A 23,418-nucleotide genomic window follows, 5' to 3' on the forward strand; every position below is an offset into this window, starting at 1 on the left:
GGGTCAGCCGGTTCCGGGGTGGTCGCCGGGTGACCCGGGCGGGCGGCCGGCGGTGATGCCGGCGAGGATCAGGCCGATGCCGGCGAGGAACTGCTCGCGGTCCTCGTGCTCGCGCATCTGATCGGCGATGTCGTGGAGGAACGGGTAGTCGTCGGGGTCCAGGTCCTGCCATGCCCTGGACGCAGCGTCGAGGAATTCCGAGCGATCTTCCGCCGCCCCCGAAAGCGCGCCGTCGCCGGTGGCGTCCGGGCTCTGGGCGTTCTGGGCGGTGGCGCCGAGGATGTAGTGGACCAGGGTCGAGGTCGTGACGAACCAGTCCCGGCGCGGTACCTCCAGCGCACGCACCTGTCGGCCGATGCTCTCGAAGATTCGGGGGGTCACTGCTCCCCACGGGCTGCGGGTGAGCTGCGCGGCGAGCTGGGCCGCAAGCCAGGGGTGTTCGACCGCGGCGTCGAAGAGGCCCAGTGCCACGGCGCGGATCGCGTCCTCGGGTGAGCCCGTGGATGCGGGGGTCTGCGGAGAGTCGGCGGAGCTGCGCAGCGGCGGCAGGGCGCCGGCGACGACACTGCCGGTCGCGGCCTGCAGCAACTCGCCCATGTTACCGACGTGGTGGTAGATCGCCCCGGATCCGGTCGACAGTCGCTCGGCCAGTGCCCGAACGGTCAGAGCGCCCTCCCCCTCCGCATCCAGTAGCTCGACGGCCGTCTCGACGATGCGCTCACGGGAGAGGACCTGCCTGCGGCGTTGTGACTGGCGTGTCTGTGTGGCCATGCCCTCATCCTCCCAGATTTGGAGCACTGCTCCAAAATGGAGTACGGTTCCAATATTGGAGCACTGCTCCAAACCTGCTGCCCGGCTCCGCCGGACACGCCCCGGCCCGGTAAGCCCCGGGGCAGAGCAGGGGATTCGAACCGGAGGAGGTTCCACATGTACGACGTGGTGATCGTGGGGGCCGGCCCGGTGGGCCTGTTCCTCGCCGCCGAGCTCGCGCTGGCCGACCGCTCGGTCCTGGTGCTGGAACGGGACCGGGAACCGGACTCGCCGTTCAAGGCGCTCCCGCTGGGCATGCGGGGCCTGAACGCCGGATCGGTCGAGGTGTTCTACCGCCGGGGCATGCTGCCCGAACTGCTGAAGGCCTCGGGTGTCGACGCGGCGCGGGTCGAAGCCGCCCCCGACGCGCGGAGGCCGACCGCCCCACGCGACGTGAGCCACTTCGCGGGAATGCGCCTCGACGCGGCCGCCATCGACACCTCCGCCTTCTCGCTCCGGCTGCCCGGCCCGGCGATGGAGGGCATCATGACCAGCCTCGACGCGGTCGGCGCGGTTCTGGCGGAGCGGGCCAGTGGGCTCGGTGTGCAGATCCTGCGGGGTGCCGGGCCGGAGACCCTCGCCCAGGACGACGACGGCGTCGTCGTGCAGGCCGACGGACGCGAACACCGGGCGCGCTGGCTGGTGGGATGCGATGGCGGACGCAGCACGGTGCGCCGACTGGCCGGCTTCGACTTCGTCGGCACGCCGCCGATGTTCACCGGCTACGTCGCCCGCGTCACCTTCGACGACCCGCGGAAACTGGAGCTCGGCTTCCACCTGACGTCGACCGGCATGTATCTGCGCACCCCCTTCGAAGGACACCTGGGCATGATGGACTTCGACGGCGGCGCCTTCGACCGCTCGCAGCCACTGACCCGTGAACACCTCCAGACGGTCCTGCGCCGGATCTCCGGCACCGACGTCGCGCTGAACGAGGTCCACCTCGCCTCCAGCTTCACCGACCGCGCCATGCAGGCCACGACATACCGCAAGGGCCGCGTCCTGCTGGCCGGCGATGCCGCCCACATCCACTCCCCGCTCGGCGGCCAGGGGCTCAACCTCGGCATCGGCGACGCCGTGAACCTCGGTTGGAAACTCGCCGCCACCCTCAGGGGGACCGCCCCCGCGGGCCTGCTCGACACCTACACAGTCGAACGCCACCCCGTCGGTGCCACCATCCTCGACTGGTCCCGGGCCCAGGTGGCCACGATGAACCCCGGCCCCAACGCCCCGGCCCTGCGCAAGCTGCTCCGCGACCTGCTCGACACCCCCGACGGCACCACCCACGTCTTCCGCAACACCTCAGGGCTGTCCCACCGCTACGACCTGGGTGGCGACCAGCCGCTCGTCGGTCGGACCGCCCCGGACTTCTGCTTCCGCGACGGCACCCGCCTCGGCGACCTGCTGCGCGAAGGACGGGGCGTCGCACTCGACTTCACCGCCGACCGGCGGTTGCGCGCTGCGGCCGGAAGTTGGGAGGGCCTGATCCGCTACGCGGCCGGGCCGGTGAGCGACGACCTCGGATTCGGCGCCCTGCTGATCAGGCCCGACGGCATCGTCGCCTGGGCCGACGGCCACCACCCCGGCACCGAGCAATTCCGTCAGGCAGCCGCCCGCTGGTTCGGCGCCCCCACCTCCTGACGGGGCCTCGCGAGCCGTCCGGTGCACGGCCGACCGTGCCGCGTCGCCGACCCTCGGCGCTCCTGATCCGCACCGACTCCGATCGCCCCTGCACGAAGGAAACCCCTCATATCGAATGAGCACCCCACCCGGGCCGAACTGAACAAGGACGTGATCCGCCGTTGCTACGAAGCCATCCTCCGGGTACCCGGCGGCCCGGACTTCGCCACAGCCGGGGAGCTGGCCGACGAGCAGAAGGTCGAACTCAACTGAGGCCACCCCGACAGCGGCGTCCACAAGGGGCCGCCATCGGGCCGACACGGCACAGGATGCACCTGCTGGCAGTACGGCTGCCGAGCTGTCCGGCCACCGCTGCCACTACCTACCCCTTGTTCATGATTCGTCCTGGCCCCCAGATCCGAGGAGGCGCTCAAGGCGCTCTGGGTCGAGAGCCACGGAAGCCGCAACGGCCGCAGTCGGCACACGGCACCAGACGGTGACCGGCGCCTCGGTGTCCACGACCGGCGGAGCCGTCCCTGCCCGGCGCCAGGGTCAGGCCGGGGCGGGCTCACGCTGTTGCTGGTGGGGCCGTGGACTTGTCCCGGGACGTCGGTCAGATGTCGCGGAAGATCTCGATCTGCGGCCTGCTCGGTAGCGAACCACCGGGCAGGCCGCCGCGCGGCGCCGCGGGCGGTCAGTTCCCGGTGATGTGCATGTCCCGGCCGGACATGTAGACCCGGGCGTTGTCCGAGGCCGTACCGTGCATCTCCACCCGAGGGCCGGCGGCCTCCTCGGAGGACTCCGGGCGCAGCTCGGCCAGGAGGGCGCGCAGGGCGCCGGCCAGGGCCGGGTCGGCGGCCAGCAGGCGGCGCAGCCTGGTCCGCCACTCGGCCGTCAGGTCCTGCTCGGCCTGGGTGTCGCCCGCCTGGCGGGCGGTCAGCAGTTCGGCGCGGGCCTCGACCAGTTCGGCCTCCACGGTGTCGGCCTGATCGGGCCGGGCGCGGCGCCACAGCCGGCCGACCGCCTGCTTGACCTGCTCCCAGCCGTCCGTCGCCAGCAACCCGACCATCGTGGTCGCGGCCGACGACGCCAGCACCACCAGTTCCGATTCCATTCCAACCCCCTCCGGTCCAGCCTTCATTGTGACGGGTGAGGTGACCGTTCGTCAGCTCGACGGGCAGGGCGGCGTGTACGGAACCTGCCGGACGTGGCGCTGCCACCGTGCTTCGTCCAGGGCGCCGGCGCTGCTCGTGCAGATCCGCCGGACGGCCGCGTCGACGTCGAGGTTCCACCGGCGACCCCCTGGTCGGTGGTGGCGGCCGGCGTGTGGGCGTCCGGACTGTAGGCCACCGTGCCGGCGGAGCCGGACGAGCCTGGCAGGAGGGTCGCCAGCGGCGTGTTCTCCGGGCTCAGCGGCCCGGCGGCCCCTCCTCGCTCGGCCCCGGAGCGTCCCGACGGGCGCGCCCGGTGGATGGCCGAACCGGTGATCGGCGCCCCGCGCAGGTGTCGGCGCGGGGATCCGGTGGGACGGATGCCCTCCGGGTGGCGCCTTCCGCGGCCCGGCCGGGCGACGAAAGCGACACGCATGATCACCACCCACACGACCCGCGTCACCGTCGAGGTGAACGGCGCGGGCAGGGAACTCCTGCTGGACAACCGCTGCACCCTGCTGGACGTGCTGCGGGAGCAGCTGGCGCTGACCGGCACCAAGAAGGGCTGCGACCACGGGCAGTGCGGTGCCTGCACCGTGCTGCTGGACGGCCGGCGGGTGAACAGCTGCCTCGTCCTCGCCGTCACCGCGGACGGCTCCGCGGTGACCACCGTCGAGGGCCTGGCCGCCGGCGGCGACCTGCACCCCGTCCAGCGGGCCTTCCTCGACCACGACGCCTTCCAGTGCGGGTTCTGCACCCCCGGGCAGCTCTGTTCCGCGGTGGGGCTGCTCGCCGAGGCCGCGGCCGCGGGCGAGGTGCTGGACGAGCCCGCGGTGCGGGAGGGGATGAGCGGCAACATCTGCCGCTGCGGCGCCTATCCGCACATCGTGCGGGCCGTGGTGGAGGTCGCGTCGTGAGGGAGTTCGCCTACCTGCGGCCGACCGACGCTGCGCAGGCCGTGCAACTGCTCGCCGGCGGCCCCGAGGCCCGGTACCTGGCGGGTGGCACCAACCTGGTCGATCTGATGAAGCTGGGCGTGGAGCGGCCCCGGCTGCTCGTCGACCTGGGCCGGCTGCCGCTGGGCGGGGTGGCCCCCCTCGACGGCGGCGGCCTGCGGGTCGGCGCGCTGGTGACCAACGCCGACCTGGCGGCCGACCCGCGCGTGCGCACGGCGTACCCGGTGCTGTCGCAGGCGCTGCTCGCGGGGGCGTCCGGGCAGCTGCGCAACCGGGCGACCACCGCCGGCAACCTGCTGCAGCGCACCCGCTGCCCGTACTTCCAGGACACCGCCAAGCCGTGCAACAAGCGCCGGCCCGGCACCGGCTGCCCCGCCCGGGAGGGCGTGCACCGCGACCTGGCGGTGCTGGGCGCCTCCGAGCACTGCATCGCCACCCACCCCTCGGACCTCGCGGTCGCCCTCTCCGCGCTCGACGCCGACGTGGAGCTGCTCGGCCCGGACGGCGCCCGCACCCTGCACGTGACCGACCTGTACCGGCTGCCCGGCGACCGGCCGCACGAGGAGCACCGGCTGCTGCCCGGCGAGCTGATCACCGCCGTCCGGCTGCCGCCGCCGGTGCCGGGCGCGGTGTCCGCCTACCGCAAGGTCCGCGACCGTGCGTCGTACGCCTTCGCGCTGGCCTCGGCCGCGGGTGTGCTGGCGGTGCGCGACGGCCGGGTGACCCACCTGCGGGTGGCGTTCGGCGGGCTCGCGCCGAAGCCCTGGCGCGCCCTGACCGCCGAACGGCTGCTCCTCGGGGCCGCCGCGGACGAGGCGTCGTTCGCGGCGGCGCTGGAGGCGGAGCTCGCGGACGCCCGGCCGCTGCGCGACAACGCCTACAAGGTGCCGCTGGCCCGCAACCTGGGTGTCCGGCTGCTGTGCGACCTCGCCGCGCAGGGAGCGGCCCGATGAACGGCCCGATGGGCGGCCCGACCAGCAGCCCGACCAGCGGCCCGTCGGGCGGCCACCCACGCCTGGAGGGGCGGGAGAAGGTCACCGGCGCCGCCCGCTACGCCGACGACCTGCGGCCGGCCGGCTGCCTGTACGCCTGCCCGGTGCCCGCCACGGTGGCCCGCGGCGCGGTCACCGCGATCGACACCTCGGCGGCCCTGGCCGACCCGCGGGTGCTGGCGGTGCTCACCCACCTGGACGCGCCGCGCCTCGCGCAGGCGGAGGACCCGACGCTGGCGGTGCTGCAGGGCCCCCGGGTCGCGTACCGCGGGCAGTACGTGGCGCTGGCCGTCGCCGAGAGCGTCGAGGCCGCCGAACAGGCCGCCGCCGAGGTGCGCGTGCGGTACGCGGCGGAGCCGCACGACGTCGTACTCGTCGAGGACCACCCGGGCGTCTACGCCCCGGCGGAGGCCAACGGCGGCCACCCGGCCGACCGGGCGCGCGGCGACCTCGGGGCCGCCTGGGCCGGGGCGGACGTCCGGATCGACGCCACCTACCGCACGCCGCCGCTGCACAACCACCCGATGGAGCCGCACGCCGCGACGGCCTGGTGGGACGGCGGGCGCCTGACGGTGTACGACTCCAGCCAGGGCACCGGGGAGGTGCAGCGGGTGCTGGCCGCGCTGTTCGGGCTGGAGCGCGCACAGGTGCTGGCGGTGAGCGAGCACGTCGGCGGCGGCTTCGGCTGCAAGGGCACCCCCCGGCCGCACGTGGTGCTCGCCGCGATGGCGGCCCGGGTGGTCGGGCGGCCGGTGCGCCTGGCGCTGCCGCGCGCGCAGCTCGCCGCCGTGGTGGGCCACCGGGCGCCGACCGTGCAGCGGGTGCGGCTGGCGGCACGCGCCGACGGGCGGATCGAGGGGCTCGCGCAGGAGATCCTGACCCGCTGTTCGACACTGAAGGAGTTCGTGGAGCAGGCCGCCGTGCCGGCCCGGGTGATGTACCGCTCCCCGGCCTCGCTGACCACGCACCGGGTGGTGCGGCAGGACGTGCCGGCGCCGTCCTGGATGCGGGCCCCGGGCGAGGCCACCGGCATGTTCGCGCTGGAGTCCGCGATGGACGAGCTGGCGCTGGCCTGCGGCCTCGACCCGGTGGAGCTGCGACTGCGCAACGAGCCGGACACCGAGCCCGACAGCGGCCGGCCCTTCTCCAGCCGGCACCTGGCGCAGTGCCTGCGCGAGGGGGCGCGTCGCTTCGGCTGGGAGCGGCGCGGTCCGGTCGGGCGCTCCGAGGGCCGGCTGCTGGTGGGGACGGGCGTGGCGGCCTCCACCTATCCGGTGCTGATCGGGTCGGCGGCGGCCGAGGTACGGGCGGAGCCGGACGGCACGTTCGTGGTGCGGGTCAACGCCACCGACATCGGGACGGGGGCCCGGACGGTGCTGGCGGTGGTCGCCGCCGAGGTGCTGGCCGTACCGCTGGAGCGCGTCCGGGCCGAGATCGGGCGCAGCGACCTGCCGCGCGGCGGGGTCGCGGGCGGCTCCAGCGGCACCTCGTCGTGGGGGTGGGCGGTCCACGCGGCGGCGTCGGAGCTGGCGCGGCGGCTGGCGGAGGGGGTCCCGGTGCCCCCGGAGGGCCTGTCGGCGGGCGCCGACACCCGGGAGCTGGTCCAGCGGGGCACGGAGTTCGCCCGGCACGCGTTCGGCGCGCAGTTCGCCGAGGTGCAGGTCGACCGGGACACGGGCGAGGTGCGGTTGCGGCGACTGCTCGGGGTGTTCGCCGCGGGGCGGATCCTGAACCCGCGCACGGCCCGCTCGCAGCTGCTCGGCGGCATGGTGATGGGCGCGTCGATGGCGCTGCTGGAGGAGTCGACGATGGACCCGGAGTTCGGGGACCACGCGGAGCGGGACCTCGCCTCGTACCACGTCGCGGTGAACGCCGACGTGCCGGACGTGCAGGCCCACTGGATCGACGAGGAGGACCTGCACGTCAGCCCGATGGGTTCGAAGGGCATCGGCGAGATCGGCATCGTCGGCACGGCCGCGGCGGTCGCCAACGCGGTGCACCACGCGACCGGCGTACGGGTCCGGGAGCTGCCGATCGGTGCGCGCGCCCTGCTGGGGCGCCTCGGCGGGCCCTGAACCCGGGCGGGGACCGCGCCGAGGGCCGAGGCGGTGGGGCGGGCGTCGTGGCCACCCTCGCGGCGGGCCGGCGACCGCGGGCGTCGCCGGTCCGGGACGCCCTGCTCAGCGGCTTCGGCGCGGACGACGACGGGTGCGGCGGCGGCGTGCGAACGCCTCGGCGGCCAGCCAGAGACAGCTCGGCACGACCCCGACCAGGAGGACGACGGCCAGTACGGCCCCGACCCCGTGCGCGGCGACCGAGGCGAGGACGAGCGCGGCACCCGCCGCGAGCAGCAGGCCGTACCCGGCGATCCGCCGGAGGTGCCCGCTGTGCTCCCGCCCGGGCAGCGGCCGGGCGAGGGCGCGGGCGAACTCGGGGTCCTCCGCGGTGACCCGACGTTCGATGTCGGCGAGTGCTCGGCGCTCGCGGATCGTCAGGTGGGACATCACCGTCACCTCATCAGGCCGGAACCGCCTCCGACCGCCATTGTCCCGCCGCTGGTCCCGGCCCGCAGCGGCCGACCGGCGATCACCCGGGGGCGCCCGCCCCCCAGGCGGCGCGCAGCTCGTCCCGGTGGGCCGCCAGCCAGGTGGCGAAGGTCTGGAGTTCCGGGTTGAGCTCCCGGGCCTCCGCCAGGTCGCGCGCTCCGGTGAACCGCTCCTCGCAGTCGGCGTAGTACTGGAACATGTTCCCGGCCTCGTCCGCGCCGGGGAAGCCGAACGCACGGAAGGCGTCCGGGGTCGGGGGGAGGTAGGTCACCGGCTCGCCGACGGCCTCGGTGAGGGCCGCCGCCATGTCGGCGAGCCGCAGGTGCTCGCCGGCGATGCTGACGGTGGCGCCGATGAGGTCGGTGCCGCGCTTGAAGACGGCGAGCGCGGTCTTGCCGATGTCCTCCACGGCGATGCCCGACAGCCGGTGGTCGCCCATCGGGAAGGTGATCCGGATGACGCCGTCCTCCCCGCGCTGCGGCGCGAAGGCGCCGAGCAGGTTCTCCCAGTAGAAGGTGGTGCGCAGGAAGGTCGTCGGCGCGCCGGCGTCGGTGAAGTAGTGGTCGGCCTCGGCCTTGCCGTCGAAGTGCGGCACCTTGTAGGAACCCTGCAGGGTGGGCATCCGGTCGTCGTCGAGCGGAATGCACTCGCGGGTGTCCTCCAGCGTGGACCAGACGGCGTGCTGCACACCCGCGTGCCCCACGGCCGTGGCGAGGGCCGCGGCCTGGGCCTTCTCCCGCTCGGCGGACATGTGCTCCCAGAAGTCGGTGACGAGGTACGCGCCGTACGCTCCCGCCAGGGCGGGGCCGAGGGTGTCGGCGTCGTCCATGTCGGCCCGGACCACCTCGGCCCCCAGCCGCTCCAGGGCCTTCGCCCGGTCCGAGTCCGGGTTCCGGGTCACCGCGCGGACGGCGAACTCGCCGTCGGGGTCCGCCAGGATCGCGCGCACCAGTCCTCCGCCCTGGGAGCCGGTCGCGCCGAACACCGTGATGATCTTCTTTTCGGCCATGGCCGCCGTCTCCTCGCCTACGCTCCGTGTCCGGGTCAACGCCTCAAGCGCACCCCATGCCGCGACTCCCGGCAAGCCGAGCGGAGCCGGGCCCGCGCGTGCCGGCCGCGCGGGCGGTACCTCCGGCCGGCGGTCACCGGGGCCGGGCGCACGCGGCGGACGGTGCGCCGGTCCGTCCGCATCACCCCGCCATTCGCGCCGTGATGCCGCCGACGCCGCCGGAAGCGATCCTGAAGGTGCCGGGCGGCGCATCGGCCGCGAGTTCGTGCGCCCTCCGGGCAGTCGGCACATGCGGGCCGGTCTGTAGGCCAGGAGAGATTGGTGTCGCCTTGCCCTCCAACGAGTACGTGATGGTCCACCTCAACGGCGGCACGAAGGAGACGGCGCTCGACGTCCACCGTGCCCTGGGTGGCGCGTTCGTCCCCCAGCCGAACACCGACGTCTTCCTCGCTCCCGGGGACGCGATCGCCGCGGCGGAACCCCCGCACGCCTGGGTCCGGGGCTTCCGGGTCGACGGCCCGGGGCGTCGGATCGGTGCGGAGCACCGGCTGCTCGGGGAGATCACCGCGGAGATCGTCGGCCCGCGCGAGCGCGTCGACCACGTCGTGGCGGCCCTGCGGGGCTTCGCCGACGTGGGAGAGCCGCACACCGAGGTACGGGGCGCTGAGGTCAGGACCGTGGTCCACCTCGGTCCGGCATGACCCGGGCCGGCCGCCGGGCCGGGGCGAAACGGTGACTCGGGAGGACCGGAGGAATCGGAAGTCTCGGGGGATCACACGTCACGCAATCCACCACGCTCGAAAATCACTCCCCCACCGCCGAGAGGCGGCGCCCTGCGTGTTCTTCCCGTCATACGGTCCACGGCGAGGGACCATACCGGCGAAGGGGCAGAAAAACCGAGCGAGGAAGAAGGGGCGGACGTGTCCGGCAGCGAAAGCGAAAACCCAGTAATTCCCTCCCCCACCCCCACATCGACCCGTCCCAGGTCGAACCGGGACTGGTGGCCCACCCAGCTGGACCTCCAGGTGCTGCACCAGCACTCGCCCCGTTCCAACCCGATGGACGAGGACTTCGACTACGCGGCGGAGTTCGCCGACCTCGACGTCGACGCGCTGAAGCGGGACGTCGTCGAGCTGATGACGACGTCGCAGGACTGGTGGCCCGCCGACTACGGCCACTACGGGCCGCTGTTCATCCGGATGAGCTGGCACGCCGCCGGCACCTACCGCACCGCCGACGGCCGGGGCGGCGGCGGCAGCGGCGCCCAGCGCTTCGCGCCGCTCAACAGCTGGCCGGACAACGCCAGCCTGGACAAGGCGCGGCGGCTGCTGTGGCCGGTCAAGCAGAAGTACGGCCGGAAGATCTCCTGGGCCGACCTCCTCGTGTTCGCCGGAAACTGCGCCATGGAATCCATGGGCTTCAGGACGTTCGGCTTCGGTTTCGGACGCGAGGACATCTGGGAGCCCGAGGAGATCTTCTGGGGCTCCGAGGACACCTGGCTCGGCGACGAGCGCTACAGCGGCGACCGTGAACTCGCGAATCCCTTCGGCGCCGTGCAGATGGGGCTGATCTACGTGAATCCGGAGGGCCCCAACGGCAATCCGGACCCGCTGGCCGCCGCCCGCGACATCCGGGAGACCTTCGGGCGGATGGCCATGAACGACGAGGAGACCGTCGCACTCATCATCGGCGGCCACACCTTCGGCAAGTGCCACGGCGCCGTCGACCCGTCCTACCTCGGCCCGGAGCCCGAGGCCGCCCCCCTCGAGCAGCAGGGCCTGGGCTGGCACAACACGTACGGCAGCGGCAAGGGCGCCGACACGCTCACCAGCGGTCTGGAGGGCGCGTGGACCAGCGCGCCGACGCGGTGGGACAACGGCTACCTGGACAACCTGTTCCGGTACGACTGGGAGCTGACCACCAGTCCCGCCGGAGCCAAGCAGTGGACGCCCACCGACCCCGCCGCGCAGGACACCGTGCCGGACGCGCACGACCCGGCGAAGCGGCACGCCCCGATGATGCTGACGACGGACCTCGCACTGCGGCAGGACCCGGTCTACGAGCCGATCTGCAGGCGCTTCCACGAGCACCCGGACCAGCTCGCCGAGGCGTTCGCCAAGGCCTGGTACAAGCTGCTGCACCGCGACATGGGCCCGGTGTCCCGCTACCTCGGGCCGTGGGTCCCCGAACCGCAGCTGTGGCAGGACGCCGTCCCCGCGGTCGATCACGAGCTGGTCGGGGACGCGGACGTCGCCGCCCTCAAGGAGCGGATCATCGACTCCGGCCTGAGCGTCTCGCAGCTGGTCACCACGGCGTGGGCGGCGGCGGCGAGCTTCCGCGGCACCGACAAGCGCGGCGGGGCCAACGGGGCGCGGCTGCGGCTGGCGCCGCAGAAGGACTGGGAGGTCAACGACCAGCCCGAGGTGGTCGAGACGGTGCGGCGGCTGGAGGAGATCCAGCGGGACTTCAACGGCGCGCAGAGCGGCGGCAAGAAGATCTCGCTCGCCGACCTGATCGTCCTGGGCGGCTGCGCGGCGGTCCAGCAGGCCGCGCGGAACGCCGGGCACGCCGTCACCGTCCCGTTCGCGCCGGGGCGCACGGACGCCTCGCAGGAGCAGACCGACGCGGAGACGTTCGCCGTGCTCGAACCGCGGGCGGACGGGTTCCGGAACTACCTGCGGGCCGGGGAGAAGCTGTCGCCGGAGACCCTGCTGCTCGACCGGGCGAACCTGCTGACGCTGACCGCACCCGAGATGACCGTCCTGGTCGGCGGCATGCGGGCGCTGAACACCGGCTTCCGGGGCTCCGTGCACGGCGTCCTCACGCAGCGTCCTGAGGCGCTGACCAAGGACTTCTTCGACAACCTGCTCGACATGGCCACGGTGTGGAAGACCTCGGAGTCGGACGCCGACGTCTTCGAGGGGCGGGACCGTACGACGGGCGGGACGAAGTGGACGGCCACCGCCGTCGACCTCGTCTTCGGCTCGCACTCCCAGCTGCGGGCCATTGCCGAGGTCTACGCCGCCGGGGACGCGGACGAGAAGTTCGTGCGCGACTTCGTGGCGGCGTGGGACAAGGTGATGAACCTCGACCGGTTCGACCTGCGCTGACCGGCCGAGCAGCGCGCCGGCCGGGCCGCGGTGCCCCGGCGGGCCCCCGGGCCCGCTCCTGCTAGCAGTGCCGGAGTTCTGAGCAGTCCCGGAGGCCGCCACCCGAGCAGGGTGGCGGCCTCCGGCGCGCGCGAGGGGCGCCGTACCGGACCGCTCCGCGCGGCATGGGTGCCGGTGCGGCGGCGGCATGGGGACGTCCGAGCCGGTGGGCCACCTTCGGGGGCGGGCCGGGCTCGGCTCAGGGGCGGGCCAGCCTACGTTCCCCACCGGCGCCCGGCTTGTAGTCGAGGCCGTAGTGCTTGAAGACCGCCGCCTCGTCCTCGGCCGGGAGGATGTCGTCGGTACCGATCGCGGGGCAGGCCTTCACCAGGGACCTGTCGTAGGCGACCTTCACGTAGCCGGGGCCGACGACGGCGCGGTCGAGGGGCACGAAGACGAGGCGGTGGCGGGTGGGGAGGCCGACCTGCACGGTGGCCATCGACGGCGCGTCCGTGCCGGTGTCGACGTAGATCGCCTCCAGGGTGCCGATCTTGTGGCCGCCCGGATCGACGACGGCGTGGGTGCGCCATTCGCGGATGTCGCCTACCTGGATCACTGGTAGCTCCTTCTCGTGGGGCCCGGGCCGCGCAGCCCGGGTGACCTGCACCGTGCCCTCCCAGCGTGCCCCGGTCCCGGCCCGGCCACCACCACAGCCCCGCGGTGACCGGCGCGACGCGGGCCCGGAGGATCCCCGCCCGCCGTGGCCGACTCCGGCGCTCGGGCGGCGCCCTGCCCCGCTGCCGCCGGCGGCGGGCAGCACGCGCCGGCCGCCCGCGCCGGCGCGCATGGTCCTCCCCTCCACCCTTCTTGGTAAAGCATCCTGCCTTGTGTCCATGACAACATGCCAAAGGTATGGACCTCCGTTCACCCCCCGCATAGGTTCCTCCCGGGCAAGCCGTACGGGACGTCAACTCATCACCCCCACGGCCCATGTGACCGCCCCTCGGCCCGTTGCCCGGCCATGCCGCCGACACACACCGGAGGACACCGTGCGCATCACCAGGAACCTCAGGATCTGGGCGGGCGCCCCGCTCGCCGCCGCCGCGCTGATCGCCCTCGGTGCGGGCACCGCCAGCGCCGCGATCCCGATCAACAAGCCGATGACCGGCAAGGCGACCTACTACACCGACGCCGGCTACGGCGCCTGCGGCACCCAGATCAACGCCTCCACCCAACTGCTGGTGGCCGTCTCGCACACCTGGTGGACCACCGCCAACCCCAACAACGACCCGCTCTGTAAGGGGATCGCCGTCAAGGTGACGTACCAGGGCAGGACCATCACCGTGCCCGTCAAGGACAAGTGTCCGTCCTGCGACTCCACCCACATCGACCTCAGCCAGCCCGCCTTCGCCACCTTCGCCCCTCTCGGGCAAGGCGTGATCAACGGTCTCAGCTGGCAGTTCGTCAAGACCGGCCTCGCCGGCCGGACCATCCCGCTCACCGACCCCATCACCGGCTCGACGATCGGCCGCTGAGACCCGACGGGGCCAGGACCGCGTCGACGGCGCCAGCCCCGCAGAGCGGCGCTGACCGGGACGGATCGGCAGGCCGGCGATGCCGCGGCAGGCCTGGTGGACCTCCCCGCGGAACGGGTACGGCCGCAGTGCTGCGATGGTTGCCCACGTACGCAGGCCGACCACCCAGGATCCGAGGCGCAGCAGTGACCGGCATCGAACGAGGACAGGCGACGACGCGGGTCGACACCGCGGAGACCGGACCGGGCGGCGCCGGCCGTCCGGAGACCGGCGCCGGTACCTGGCGGGCGCGCATCCGCCGGGCAGTGCCGTCCCGGCCAGGGCCCTGGAAGCGCGGCCCGGTGCTGACGGCGCTCGCACTGCTGCTCGGCCTGCTCATGCTGCTGCACGCCCGGCTCCCGAACCGGATCGGGAACCTCGGCAGCCTGGTGGAGAACCTCCTGCCGTGGTTCGGCCTGTCCATCCCGATCCTGCTGCCCCTGGCCCTGCGGCGCCGCTCCGCCTCCGCGGTGGTCGCGCTGCTGCTGCCGGCCGCGGTGTGGCTGAACCTCTTCGGCGGGCTGCTCGCCGACCGGTCCCGGCCGGGCGGCGACCTCACCGTGGCCACCCACAACGTCGGCGCGGACAACCCCGACCCGGCCGGCACCGCCCGCGACCTGGCCGCCTCCGGCGCGGACGTGCTGGCCCTGGAGGAGATCACCCCGCAGGTGAGACCGCTGTACGAGAGGGACCTGGCGACGGCGTACCCGTTCCACACGGTGCAGGGCACGGTCGGACTGTGGAGCAGGCTGCCGCTGGCCGACACCCGGCCGGTCGACCTGAGGATGGACGCCGGGCCGCTGGGGGACGCCAAGCCGGCCGAGACCAAGATGCCCTACAACCGGGCGCTGCGCACGACGGTGGCCACGGCCCACGGTCCCCTGGCGGTGTACGTGGCCCACCTGGGGTCGGTACGGGTCAATCCCAGGGCGGGGTTCTGGACGGAGAGCCGGAACAGGGGCGCGCAGGCGCTCGCCGAGGCCGTCGCGGCCGAGGAGAACCAGCGGGTGGTACTGCTGGGCGACCTGAACGGCACCACGGACGACCGGGCGTTCGCCGACATCACCTCGCAGCTGCGCTCGACCCAGGCCGCGGCCGGGAGCGGCTTCGGCTTCAGCTTTCCGGCGACGTTCCCGGTGGCACGGATCGACCAGATCCTGGTCCGCGGCGTGCAGCCGACGAGCTCGTGGGTGCTGCCCGCCACCGGCAGCGACCACCTGCCGGTGGCGGCCCGACTCACCTGGTGAATCCCGCAGCCCTCCGGGTGGTGCCTGCTCAGCCCTCCAGACGGCGCCGGCTCAGCCAGGCGACCATCTCGGGGTCGCGGTGGTCGAAGAACAGCGTCGTGCCGGTGTCGAGAGCGGCGATCCGGGTCATCTGCTCCTGCGTCAGCTCGAAGTCGAAGACGTCGAAGTTCTCCGCCATCCGCTCGGGGCGGACCGACTTGGGTATCGTGACGACGCCCCGCTGGACCAGCCAGCGGAGCACGACCTGCGCCACGGACTTGCCGTGGGCCCGGCCGATCTCGCCGAGGCCGGGGTGGGTGAACAGGTCGTTCTTGCCTTCGGCGAAGCCGCCCCAGGACTGGTGCCGGACACCGTGCTCGCGCATCAGGTCCTGCTCGGCGGCGCGCTGGAAGAACGGGTGGGTCTCGATCTGGTTGACCGCGGGCGTGATCTCGTTGTTGAAGATCAGGTCCAGCAGCCGGTCCGGATGGAAGTTGGCGACGCCGATCGCCCTGACCAGGCCCTCGCGGTTCACGGCCTCCATGGCGCGCCACTGGCCGTACACGTCGCCGAAGGGCTGGTGCATCAGGTACAGGTCGAGGTGGTCCAGGCCCAGCTTGTCCAGGGACTTCTCCACGGCGCGCCGGGTGTTCGCCTCGGCGGGGGCGTCCTGGACCCACAGCTTGGTGGTGACGAACAGCTCCCGGCGCGGGATGCCGCTGTTCTTGACGGCCCGGCCGACGGCCTCCTCGTTGCCGTAGGCGGCGGCGGTGTCGAGCAGCCGGTAGCCGGCCGCGAGGGCCTCGGTGACGGCCTGCTCGGTCTGCTCCGGCGGGATCTGGTAGACGCCGAAGCCGAGGATCGGCATCTCGACGCCGTTGTTGAGGGTGACGGTCTGCATGAGGGATTCCTTGTCGTACGGGGTGGAGGGACGGCCGGTCGGCACGGTGAGCGAACTGCGGCCGGCACGGTGAGCGGCTGCGGCCGGCCCGGGTGTGCGCCGCAAACCACTCTGGCGCCTTTCCGCGTCCGCAGGCAGGCCGGGCTGTTCGGGGTAGTGACAGGACCCCCCACGGCCCCGGCAACCGGGTCGGCGGCGGGGCCAGGTCGGTCACCGCGTCTGCTCGGACGACCGGCTGGGTCGGGTGTCGGGGGCGGTCATGTCGAGCAGGAGCATGGCGTCGTGGTCGGGCGTGCCGGGTTCGGCCGTGTAGATGCCCATCCGGTGGCCCGGGGTGCCTTCGAGGGCCATGCCCTGGAAGTCGAGGGTGATGGTGCCGACCTGGGGGTGGTGGAAGGTCTTGGTGGTGTGCCTGCGGCCGGTGACCTCGTAGCGCTCCCACAGGCCGGCGAAGTCGGGGCTCTTGAGGAGGAGTTCGCCGACGAGTTGGGTGAGGTCGGGCGCGTCGGGGTCGGTGCCGGCCAGGGCGCGCAGCCGGGCGACGCAGCCGCGGATCTGGTTCGCCCGGTCGGGGAACACCTCGCGGGCGACCGGATGGAGGAAGAGGTAGCGGGCGATGTTGCGCCGGGCGGCGGGCCAGTCGGTCATGCCGGCGTAGAGGGCGAGGCCCCCCGGGTTGTGGGCGAGGACGTCCATGCTGCGACTGGCGACGTACGCCGGGTTCGGGCGTACGGTCTCCAGCAGCAGCCTCACCTGGGGACGCACGGTGCGGCTGGGCACCGGAGCGGGCTGCGGCAGGTAGCGGGCGGCGCGGACGGCCAGCTCGCGCAGGTGCAGGTGCTCGGCGTCGTCGAGCCGGAGGGCACGGGCGAGGGCGTCGACCACGGCGGGGCTGGGACGGGTCTCCTTGCCGCGTTCCAGGCGGGTGTAGTAGTCGATGCTGACCCCGGCGAGGGTGGCCAGCTCCTCGCGGCGCAGCCCGGGCGTACGGCGCAAGCCCGGCCCGGGGGTGAGGCCGGCCGACTGCGGGCTGGTCTGGGTGCGGCGGGCGCGCAGGAAGCGCCCCAGCTCCTCGCCGCTGCTCTGCTGCTCGGGTGCCATGCTGCAAGTGTCCTGCCGCCGAACGCGTGACACGCCCGCCGAGAGGGGCCCTGCCACACCCCCGCTGGCCACTCCCCGGCAGACCTCGGCCCGTCTGCCCGTCTGCCCGTCTGCCCGTCTGCCTGCCGTGGACGCGAGGGGGCGGGCAGGGCCTGTGCTCCGGCCTCTCACGCCCTCGACCCCGCGGACCGCGACACGCTGGGATCGCTGCGCCGCGCACCCGGGGCCCGCCCGTACGATCGGAATCGCTGTGGCACCACGCGGTCACGCTCCGGAGAGGGCAGGTGCACGGGTGATCGCCCTGGTCGTCACCATGGGGACCTTGTTCGCCTGGGCCCTGGTGGCCGGGCGGCTGGCCCGCTGGAGCGTCACGGCGCCGGTGGCGATGACGGCCGCGGGGGTCGTGCTCACCGTCGGACCGCACCCGGTGGTACGGATCAGCCTCACCACCTCCGACGCCGAACGGGCCGTCGAGATCATCCTCGCCATTCTGCTGTTCTCCGACGCCACCCACGTGCCGGCCCGGGCCGTGCGCGGACGGCGGCGGCTGCTGGCCCGGTTGCTGGTCCTCGCGCTGCCGATGACCCTGGCCGCCGGGGCCCTGGCCGGGAGCCTGCTGTTCCCCGCCGGCGGCTGGTGGCTCGCCGCCCTGTTCGCCGCGGTGACCGTGCCCGTCGACCTGTCCCCGGCCGGTGAGCTGATCGGCGACTCCCGCCTGCCGTCGTGGCTGCGCGGCGTGCTCACGGTGGAGGGCGGCCTGAACGACGGGCTCGTCGCCCCGGTCTTCCTGCTCTGCCTCGCCGGCGTGGAGGCCCACGGCGCCGGCCCGGGATCGGCCTCCGACGCGGTGGGCGCCGCGGTGAACGCCCTGCTCTGGGCCGTCCTCGCGGGTGTGCTGGTCGGCAAGCCCGGCGGTGTGCTGCTGCAGCGCGCCTGGCTGGCCGGCTGGACCAGGCCCGCGGCCGTCCGGCTCGCCGTCCTCGCCCTGCCGCTGACGGCGTACGCGCTGGCCATCGTCCTGGACGGGAACGGCTTCGTCGCCGCGTTCGTGGCGGGGCTCTGCTTCACCCCGCACTGCCGGCGACTGCCGCCCAAGGCGCTGCACCTGGTCGAGGACACCGGGACGCTGCTCTCGTTGGCACTCTGGTTCGTCTTCGGGGAGCTCGTCACCCAGGCGTTCACCGGGGACTTCGACGGCCGCGTGGTGGCCTACGCGGCGCTCTCGCTGACGGTCGTCCGCGTCGTCCCCGTCCTGCTCAGCCTCATGGGGAGCGGCCTGGACGGCGCGGACCGCCTGCTGCTGGCCTGGCTCGGCCCGCGGGGCATGGCCTCCATCGTCTTCGGCCTGCTCGCCTTCATCGACCTCGCCCCCACCGACCCGCACGCCGCCGACCTGATCGGCCAGGTGATGACCATGACGGTACTGATGAGCCTGCTCCTGCACGGGCTCACCTACGGTCCGCTGGCCGCCCGGTACTCCGCCGCCCGCCCACGGCCCGACGAGGACGGATGACGGCGTACCGGGTGACGGGCCGCGGATCACGGGTCCACCGGCCGGGTGCGGTGCCCCGACGCCCGGCCGGGCGTGCGCCCGGATCGTCCTCGTACTGGGCCGTACTCCGGCATTCGGGCGTGCGTTCAGGCGGGGTGCCCGGCGTCGCGCGCCCGGCGGGAATCGCCAGACACGGCCTAAGATCGACACCATGCCGGACGCCCTGCCGATCCCCGACGATCTGCTGGAGCTGGAACGCGCCCGCCTGGTGGCCCTGGAGGCCGTCGTCGACTGCGTCCACGAGCTGCTCGCCGCCCACCGTCGACGCCACCCCGGCCCCAGCCGCACCGGCCCAGCGCCGACCGACGAACCCGGGCTGTGGAGCGAAGCCGACGAGACCCGCCTGGACGCGCTGCGGACGGCGTTCGGCGAGGCCAGCGCCCGGGTGCGCCGCCACCCGACGATGGTGCGGGCCCTCGCCGAACACCGCTACCGCGAGACCGAGCTGGCGCTGCGCGCCGCCGTGGCCGGGCCCGACCACGGGTAGCGGGCCGTCCCGTCCCTCACCCCCGCGACGTCGTCGCCGCCGACTTCTGGACGGCGATCTGGTCCAGGAACGCCTGCACCCGCAGGCCCTGCTGGTGAGCGCTCTGACGTTCCGCCGTGGAGTGGGCACGCCGGTACCGCAGACGGGCCTGGGCCAGGGCCACCCGCGCCCGGGCCTCGTCCGTGGCCAGGCGTTCGAGGCTGTCGCCGGGGTCGTTGACGGCGACGAACACCTCGCCGCCGGCGATGCGCCGGGGCATCAGCTTGTCCGACGCCCTGGGATGGTTCACCCGGTCCCACGCGTTCAGCCACTCCTGGGTCTCCGTCTTCGACACACCGCAGGCCCGCACGAAGTACTCCAGGACGGTGCGACTGGGTCGTGCCAGGCCGCGCAGCACCATGTTGAGCGTGCTGCGCGGGAGCACGCCGTACCCGTCGGCGCGCCTCTCCAGCTCCCGCAGCGGCGGGCGGCCCACCCGGAGGTAGAGGTGGAGCATGGCCGACCAGAGGTCCCGGGCGTCGCCCACCAGTGTGATGTGCAGCAGCCGTTCGGGCTGGTCCGCGTGGGTGGCCCGGCGGGCGGCGCGCCACAGTTTGCCGATCTCGGCGATGTCCTTGGTTCCGGCCCCGCATCCCCTCGCGTACGCCACCGCCACCGCCAGCGGCGGCACCGAGTCACCACTCGCCGCCCGGGAGAGCCGCGTGGTGGTCATCTCGGTGAGCTCGGCCAGCCTGGCGTAGGAGTGGCCGGCGTGCCGGCGGTGTGCCCGAAGGCGTACCGCCAGCGCCGCCGTCTCCTTGTCGGCGTGAGGGGAGACGGGCCGCTCGGGGCGTCCCATCGTGCGTCAGACGCTCTGGACGGCCGGTGCCGGCAGGCGGTTCGTCCGGATGGAGATGATCATCCGGGTGGCGATCCAGCCGGTGCCGCCGAGCAGGTCGATCACCCCGAAGACCGGCATGCCGGCGTAGCCGAGGGCGGCCGCGATCAGCGTGATCACGATGACGACCCAGAGTTCGGTGCCCGAGATGCCGGCCGGCCTCGCGGGCTGCGATCCGGTCTCGACGCAGGCGACAGCTGCCGCCCGTCGACGGTTGAGGTTGAACATGAAGGACTCCCTGATTCGCGTGCCGCCGTTCGGCCCCTCAGGTCCGGACGGACGGCTGTTGACTCCACCTGGGCGCACGGCCCGATGTCACGCAGAGCTACAAATAGGGCTTGCCGGCCCCTCTCTGATGACAGATCGGATTCTTCCACCATCCGGCACGGGTCCGGATGCGCGGTGTCACCCGAGGAACCCTTTTGATGCAAGGCCGTCCAGCCGCGCAACCGCCGCGAACGCATCGCTTCGGCGCACCGGCGGGCCTTTCCGGCCTCTTCGGGCCTGCTCGACGGCGAGTTGGCGCTTTCTTGGCATTCGGGGCGAAAACCACCCTGACCAGCGGATCCACACCGGGTACGACGGCCACCGGGGACACGGGAGGGGGGACGATAACAGCTGGGTTGGACAACCCACCGGTTTCGCTTCGTTGTTGCAGACCTGTCCAGCTTCCGATTGCGGCCCGAGCGCTCCCCGTGTGACGCTTTCTCTCAGTAAGGCTCTGTTCACAGAGAAGTGCCACTCCCTAGGCGTATACGGACTCCACCGAATCCCCAGGGCACCGAGCGTCGGCGTTGCCGCGCCCCGCTCACCACAGGTGACGTGCAATGACGCACGTCACCTGTTGTGTTGTCAGCCCTGCGACACGCCCCGACGCCGGGGGCCGGGGGCCGCGACCCGTCTCCGCCGCCCGCCCCCAGGGCCCCTCCGGGTGGGCAGGTTGTCGGGGCCCCGCCCCGAGGACTCACCGGCGGCTCGACCCCGGCCGTACGCATCCGCGGAGGTGCGGCCGGGAGCCCGCCACCACGGGACGCCGGCCGGCGGCGGCTCCTCGAACCGGCGCAGGAACGACTCGCCGAACGTGCGGGCACCGACCGGATGGCGGGGCCGCTCGCCACCAACGTTCAGGCCTTCCCGATGCATTGACATGGATTCATCATCAGAGTTCACTTCCTGAAGAAAGGTCTGGACCTCCACGCCTCGACGGAACGACGAGACGTGCCGGTCAGCGTCCCCCACCGCACGGATCGAGGCGATCTCCCATGTCCGCACTCGCACGTCGACGACCCTTCTGGGCCACACTACTTGTGGCCGCCACCATGGTGACCGCCCTCGGTTGGGCACCCGAACCCGTGGCCGCGGCCCCGACCGCCGCGCTGGCGGCCAACTTCGAGGACAACTTCGACGGACCCGCCGGATCGGCGGTCGACGGCGGCAAGTGGCAGATCGAGACCGGCGACAACGTCAACAACCACGAGCGGCAGTACTACACCGCCGGCAACCGCAACGCCGCGCTGGACGGCCAGGGCCACCTCGTGATCACCGCCCGTCGTGAGAACCCGGCCAACTACCAGTGCTGGTACGGCACCTGTCAGTACACCTCGGCGCGGCTCAACACCTCCGGCCGGTTCAGCCAGGCCTACGGCCACGTCGAGACCCGGATGAAGATCCCGCGCGGCCAGGGCATGTGGCCCGCCTTCTGGATGCTCGGCAACGACATCGGGCAGGTCGGCTGGCCCAACAGCGGCGAGATCGACGTGATGGAGAACGTCGGCTTCGAACCCGGCACGGTGCACGGCACCATCCACGGCCCCGGCTACTCCGGCAGCGGCGGCATCGGCGCCGGCTACTCGCTGCCCGGCGGCCAGGCGTTCGCCGACGCCTTCCACACCTTCGCCGTCGACTGGGCACCGGACTCCATCAGTTGGTCCGTGGACGGCACGGTCTACCAGCACCGCACGCCCGCCGACCTCGGCGGCCGGAGCTGGGTCTACAACAAGCCGTTCTTCCTGATCCTCAACCTGGCGGTCGGCGGCTACTGGCCCGGCGACCCGGACGGCTCCACCGCCTTCCCGCAGCAACTCGTCGTCGACTACGTCCGGGTGACCACCTCGAACGGCGGCGGCGGTACCGGCGGCACCCTCACCGGACTCGCCGGCAAGTGCCTGGACGTGGCGGCCGCCGCGACCGCCAACGGCACCAAGGTCCAGATCTACGGCTGCAACGGGACGACCGCCCAGCGCTGGACGGTCGGCAGCGACGGCAGTGTCCAGGCGCTCGGCAAGTGCCTGGACGCCGCCTCCGGCGGGACCGCGGACGGCACCAAGGTGCAGCTCTGGGACTGCAACGGCAGCGGCGCCCAGAAGTGGTCCTACAACGCCGGCACCCACGACCTGGTCAACATCCAGGCCAACAAGTGCCTGGACGTCGCCGGCAACAACCCGGCCGACGCCACCCCGGTCCAGCTGTGGACCTGCACCGGCGCCGGCAACCAGAAGTGGACCCTGAACGCCTGAGCCCCCCGCTACCGCAGTGCTCCGACCCGCACGGGGGCCGGAGCACTGCGCGTTCGCGGCCCCACCGTCCCGCGGTCGGTCCGCCGCGGGCCCGGGTCCGCCGCGGGCCCGGTCCACCCCGGGCGGTCCCGGTTCTCCGCGGGGTGACAGACTTCTCCCGCGGCCCTCCCCGGTGATCTCGGTTCTCGGTTCTCGGCAAGGGTTGTTGGCCCCGGAGGCCGGTCCGTCGCCATAGCCTCCCCGATCGACGCCTCGCCGGGGAGTCGGCGGCGTCGGTCACCGGGGACAGAAACCCACCGCGACTGCCGCCGCGGGTCGACACGCCTCACCACAGCCAAGGGAACCCATGCGCCGGATCACCGCGACCACGACCTGTCTGCTCCTCGCCGTGGTCGCCCTGTCCGGCTGTTCCGGCGGCGGCTCCGGGGACGACAAGGCCTCAACGTCGGCCACGGCCACGGCAACGGCCACAGTCACGGGGCAGACTTCGGCCCCGGCCCCGGCCCCGGCCGCGCCGCCGTCACCTTCCGCCGCAGCCGGCGGGGGCGCCGCACCCGGCGCTGCTGCCACCACCGGCGCTCCCAAGGGGTGGCCCGCGAACTCCGCGCAGTTCACGACCGTGGCCGAGGCCGCGCTCCGGATGGCCACCGTCATCACGAAGGCCCACGGCGACGCGGAGACCGTCGGCAAGGAGTGCGCGATTCTGGCCGGCCGGGTCGGCGGCTTGCAGGCGGAGTCGGCTGCACCGCCGGAGTGGGCGCTGGTCATCGCGGACCTGCAGAAGGCGTCCGCGAGGTGCGATGCGGTTCGATCCGACAAGGCGGGTGCCTACGAGGAGTTGGACAATGCGTTCTTCAGTGCCTGGGGGCATCTCCAGCCCCTGATCGACCACTCCTGATCGACCGTCCCGATCGATCGCCGCTGGACACCCGTCGGTTGTCGGGGCCCGCGCCCGGACCTCGGGCGGGTACGGGCGCGGGCCGGGCGCCGGGGGCGGCCACACGGCCCCCG

At 73.3% G+C, this 23,418-nt stretch carries 21 protein-coding genes; 12 read left to right on the top strand and 9 right to left on the bottom strand.

From position 1 onward, the window contains the following. Nucleotides 1-3: 3 nt before the first annotated feature. Nucleotides 4-771: a TetR/AcrR family transcriptional regulator gene (locus tag ACFTWP_RS00110; protein ID WP_380260908.1), complete on the bottom strand. Its 768-nt coding sequence runs from the start codon at nt 769-771 to the stop codon at nt 4-6. A 156-nt stretch (nt 772-927) separates the two neighbouring features. Between ACFTWP_RS00110 and ACFTWP_RS00115 the strand changes: the two genes are divergently transcribed. Continuing rightward, nucleotides 928-2,451 (top strand): FAD-dependent monooxygenase, encoded by a 1,524-nt coding sequence (locus ACFTWP_RS00115; RefSeq protein ID WP_380260910.1) that lies wholly within the window; start codon nt 928-930, stop codon nt 2,449-2,451. 673 nt (nt 2,452-3,124) lie between these two features. Here ACFTWP_RS00115 and ACFTWP_RS00120 read toward each other — a convergent pair. Beyond that, nucleotides 3,125-3,544, bottom strand: a complete 420-nt coding sequence (locus ACFTWP_RS00120) for a hypothetical protein (protein ID WP_380260912.1) — start codon at nt 3,542-3,544, stop codon at nt 3,125-3,127. Between the two features lie 471 nt (nt 3,545-4,015). Between ACFTWP_RS00120 and ACFTWP_RS00125 the strand changes: the two genes are divergently transcribed. The 3 genes from ACFTWP_RS00125 to ACFTWP_RS00135 are packed head-to-tail and all read left to right on the top strand — an operon-like array spanning nt 4,016 to nt 7,604. Further along, complete coding sequence (locus tag ACFTWP_RS00125) at nt 4,016-4,498, top strand: (2Fe-2S)-binding protein (RefSeq protein WP_380260914.1); 483 nt, start codon at nt 4,016-4,018, stop codon at nt 4,496-4,498. Next, complete coding sequence (locus ACFTWP_RS00130; protein WP_380260916.1) at nt 4,495-5,490, top strand: FAD binding domain-containing protein; 996 nt, start codon at nt 4,495-4,497, stop codon at nt 5,488-5,490. Before ACFTWP_RS00125 ends, ACFTWP_RS00130 begins: the two co-directional genes overlap by 4 nt. Continuing rightward, the gene (locus tag ACFTWP_RS00135; protein ID WP_380260918.1) at nt 5,487-7,604 is read left to right on the top strand and encodes a xanthine dehydrogenase family protein molybdopterin-binding subunit; all 2,118 of its coding nucleotides are present in this window, start codon (nt 5,487-5,489) and stop codon (nt 7,602-7,604) included. The genes ACFTWP_RS00130 and ACFTWP_RS00135 overlap by 4 nt, the downstream gene beginning before the upstream one ends. A 105-nt stretch (nt 7,605-7,709) precedes the next feature. On the opposite strand, the gene ACFTWP_RS00140 is transcribed toward ACFTWP_RS00135, so the two are convergent. Together ACFTWP_RS00140 and ACFTWP_RS00145 are read right to left on the bottom strand one after the other, a co-directional pair. Further along, a complete protein-coding gene (locus ACFTWP_RS00140; protein ID WP_380260920.1) occupies nt 7,710-8,033 on the bottom strand; it encodes a DUF3040 domain-containing protein in 324 nt (107 codons plus the stop codon). A gap of 82 nt (nt 8,034-8,115) precedes the next feature. Next, nucleotides 8,116-9,084: an NmrA/HSCARG family protein gene (locus ACFTWP_RS00145; protein ID WP_380260922.1), complete on the bottom strand. Its 969-nt coding sequence runs from the start codon at nt 9,082-9,084 to the stop codon at nt 8,116-8,118. Between the two features lie 329 nt (nt 9,085-9,413). Here ACFTWP_RS00145 and ACFTWP_RS00150 point away from each other — a divergent pair, with 329 nt between their 5' ends. Both ACFTWP_RS00150 and katG read left to right on the top strand, forming a co-directional pair. After that, nucleotides 9,414-9,785 (top strand): hypothetical protein, encoded by a 372-nt coding sequence (locus ACFTWP_RS00150; protein WP_380260924.1) that lies wholly within the window; start codon nt 9,414-9,416, stop codon nt 9,783-9,785. A 219-nt stretch (nt 9,786-10,004) separates the two neighbouring features. Next, complete coding sequence (gene katG, locus ACFTWP_RS00155) at nt 10,005-12,194, top strand: catalase/peroxidase HPI (RefSeq protein WP_380260926.1); 2,190 nt, start codon at nt 10,005-10,007, stop codon at nt 12,192-12,194. Between the two features lie 238 nt (nt 12,195-12,432). Here the strand turns inward: katG and ACFTWP_RS00160 are convergent, their stop codons facing one another. Further along, a complete protein-coding gene (locus ACFTWP_RS00160; protein ID WP_380260927.1) occupies nt 12,433-12,789 on the bottom strand; it encodes a PRC-barrel domain-containing protein in 357 nt (118 codons plus the stop codon). A gap of 433 nt (nt 12,790-13,222) precedes the next feature. Between ACFTWP_RS00160 and ACFTWP_RS00165 the strand changes: the two genes are divergently transcribed. Next, entirely contained in the window at nt 13,223-13,708 is a 486-nt protein-coding gene (locus ACFTWP_RS00165; RefSeq protein WP_380260929.1) for a cysteine/serine endopeptidase inhibitor, read from the top strand. A 293-nt stretch (nt 13,709-14,001) separates the two neighbouring features. Further along, nucleotides 14,002-14,994: an endonuclease/exonuclease/phosphatase family protein gene (locus ACFTWP_RS00170; RefSeq protein ID WP_380261582.1), complete on the top strand. Its 993-nt coding sequence runs from the start codon at nt 14,002-14,004 to the stop codon at nt 14,992-14,994. A gap of 28 nt (nt 14,995-15,022) precedes the next feature. Here the strand turns inward: ACFTWP_RS00170 and ACFTWP_RS00175 are convergent, their stop codons facing one another. Further along, the gene (locus ACFTWP_RS00175) at nt 15,023-15,874 is read right to left on the bottom strand and encodes an aldo/keto reductase (RefSeq protein WP_380260931.1); all 852 of its coding nucleotides are present in this window, start codon (nt 15,872-15,874) and stop codon (nt 15,023-15,025) included. Between the two features lie 210 nt (nt 15,875-16,084). Continuing rightward, on the bottom strand, nt 16,085-16,975 hold the full coding sequence (locus tag ACFTWP_RS00180) for a helix-turn-helix transcriptional regulator (protein WP_380260933.1): 891 nt from the start codon (nt 16,973-16,975) through the stop codon (nt 16,085-16,087). 292 nt (nt 16,976-17,267) lie between these two features. Between ACFTWP_RS00180 and ACFTWP_RS00185 the strand changes: the two genes are divergently transcribed. Further along, entirely contained in the window at nt 17,268-18,488 is a 1,221-nt protein-coding gene (locus ACFTWP_RS00185) for a cation:proton antiporter (protein WP_380260935.1), read from the top strand. 190 nt (nt 18,489-18,678) lie between these two features. After that, nucleotides 18,679-19,014 (top strand): hypothetical protein, encoded by a 336-nt coding sequence (locus ACFTWP_RS00190; protein ID WP_380260937.1) that lies wholly within the window; start codon nt 18,679-18,681, stop codon nt 19,012-19,014. A gap of 16 nt (nt 19,015-19,030) precedes the next feature. Here ACFTWP_RS00190 and ACFTWP_RS00195 read toward each other — a convergent pair whose 3' ends face one another. Together ACFTWP_RS00195 and ACFTWP_RS00200 are read right to left on the bottom strand one after the other, a co-directional pair. Beyond that, nucleotides 19,031-19,852, bottom strand: a complete 822-nt coding sequence (locus tag ACFTWP_RS00195; protein ID WP_380260939.1) for a helix-turn-helix domain-containing protein — start codon at nt 19,850-19,852, stop codon at nt 19,031-19,033. Between the two features lie 6 nt (nt 19,853-19,858). After that, nucleotides 19,859-20,119 carry a hypothetical protein gene (locus ACFTWP_RS00200; RefSeq protein ID WP_380260941.1) on the bottom strand — a complete coding sequence of 87 codons (261 nt, stop codon included), beginning with the start codon at nt 20,117-20,119 and terminating at the stop codon, nt 19,859-19,861. A 1,034-nt stretch (nt 20,120-21,153) separates the two neighbouring features. Here ACFTWP_RS00200 and ACFTWP_RS00205 point away from each other — a divergent pair. Further along, a complete protein-coding gene (locus ACFTWP_RS00205; RefSeq protein WP_380260943.1) occupies nt 21,154-22,407 on the top strand; it encodes a ricin-type beta-trefoil lectin domain protein in 1,254 nt (417 codons plus the stop codon). Between the two features lie 346 nt (nt 22,408-22,753). Next, nucleotides 22,754-23,305, top strand: coding sequence for a hypothetical protein (locus ACFTWP_RS00210; protein WP_380260945.1), 552 nt, complete (start codon nt 22,754-22,756; stop codon nt 23,303-23,305). Nucleotides 23,306-23,418 lie beyond the last annotated feature (113 nt).

The sequence above is a fragment of the Kitasatospora sp. NPDC057015 genome (assembly GCF_042673745.1).
Taxonomy (GTDB): Bacteria; Actinomycetota; Actinomycetes; order Streptomycetales; family Streptomycetaceae; genus Kitasatospora.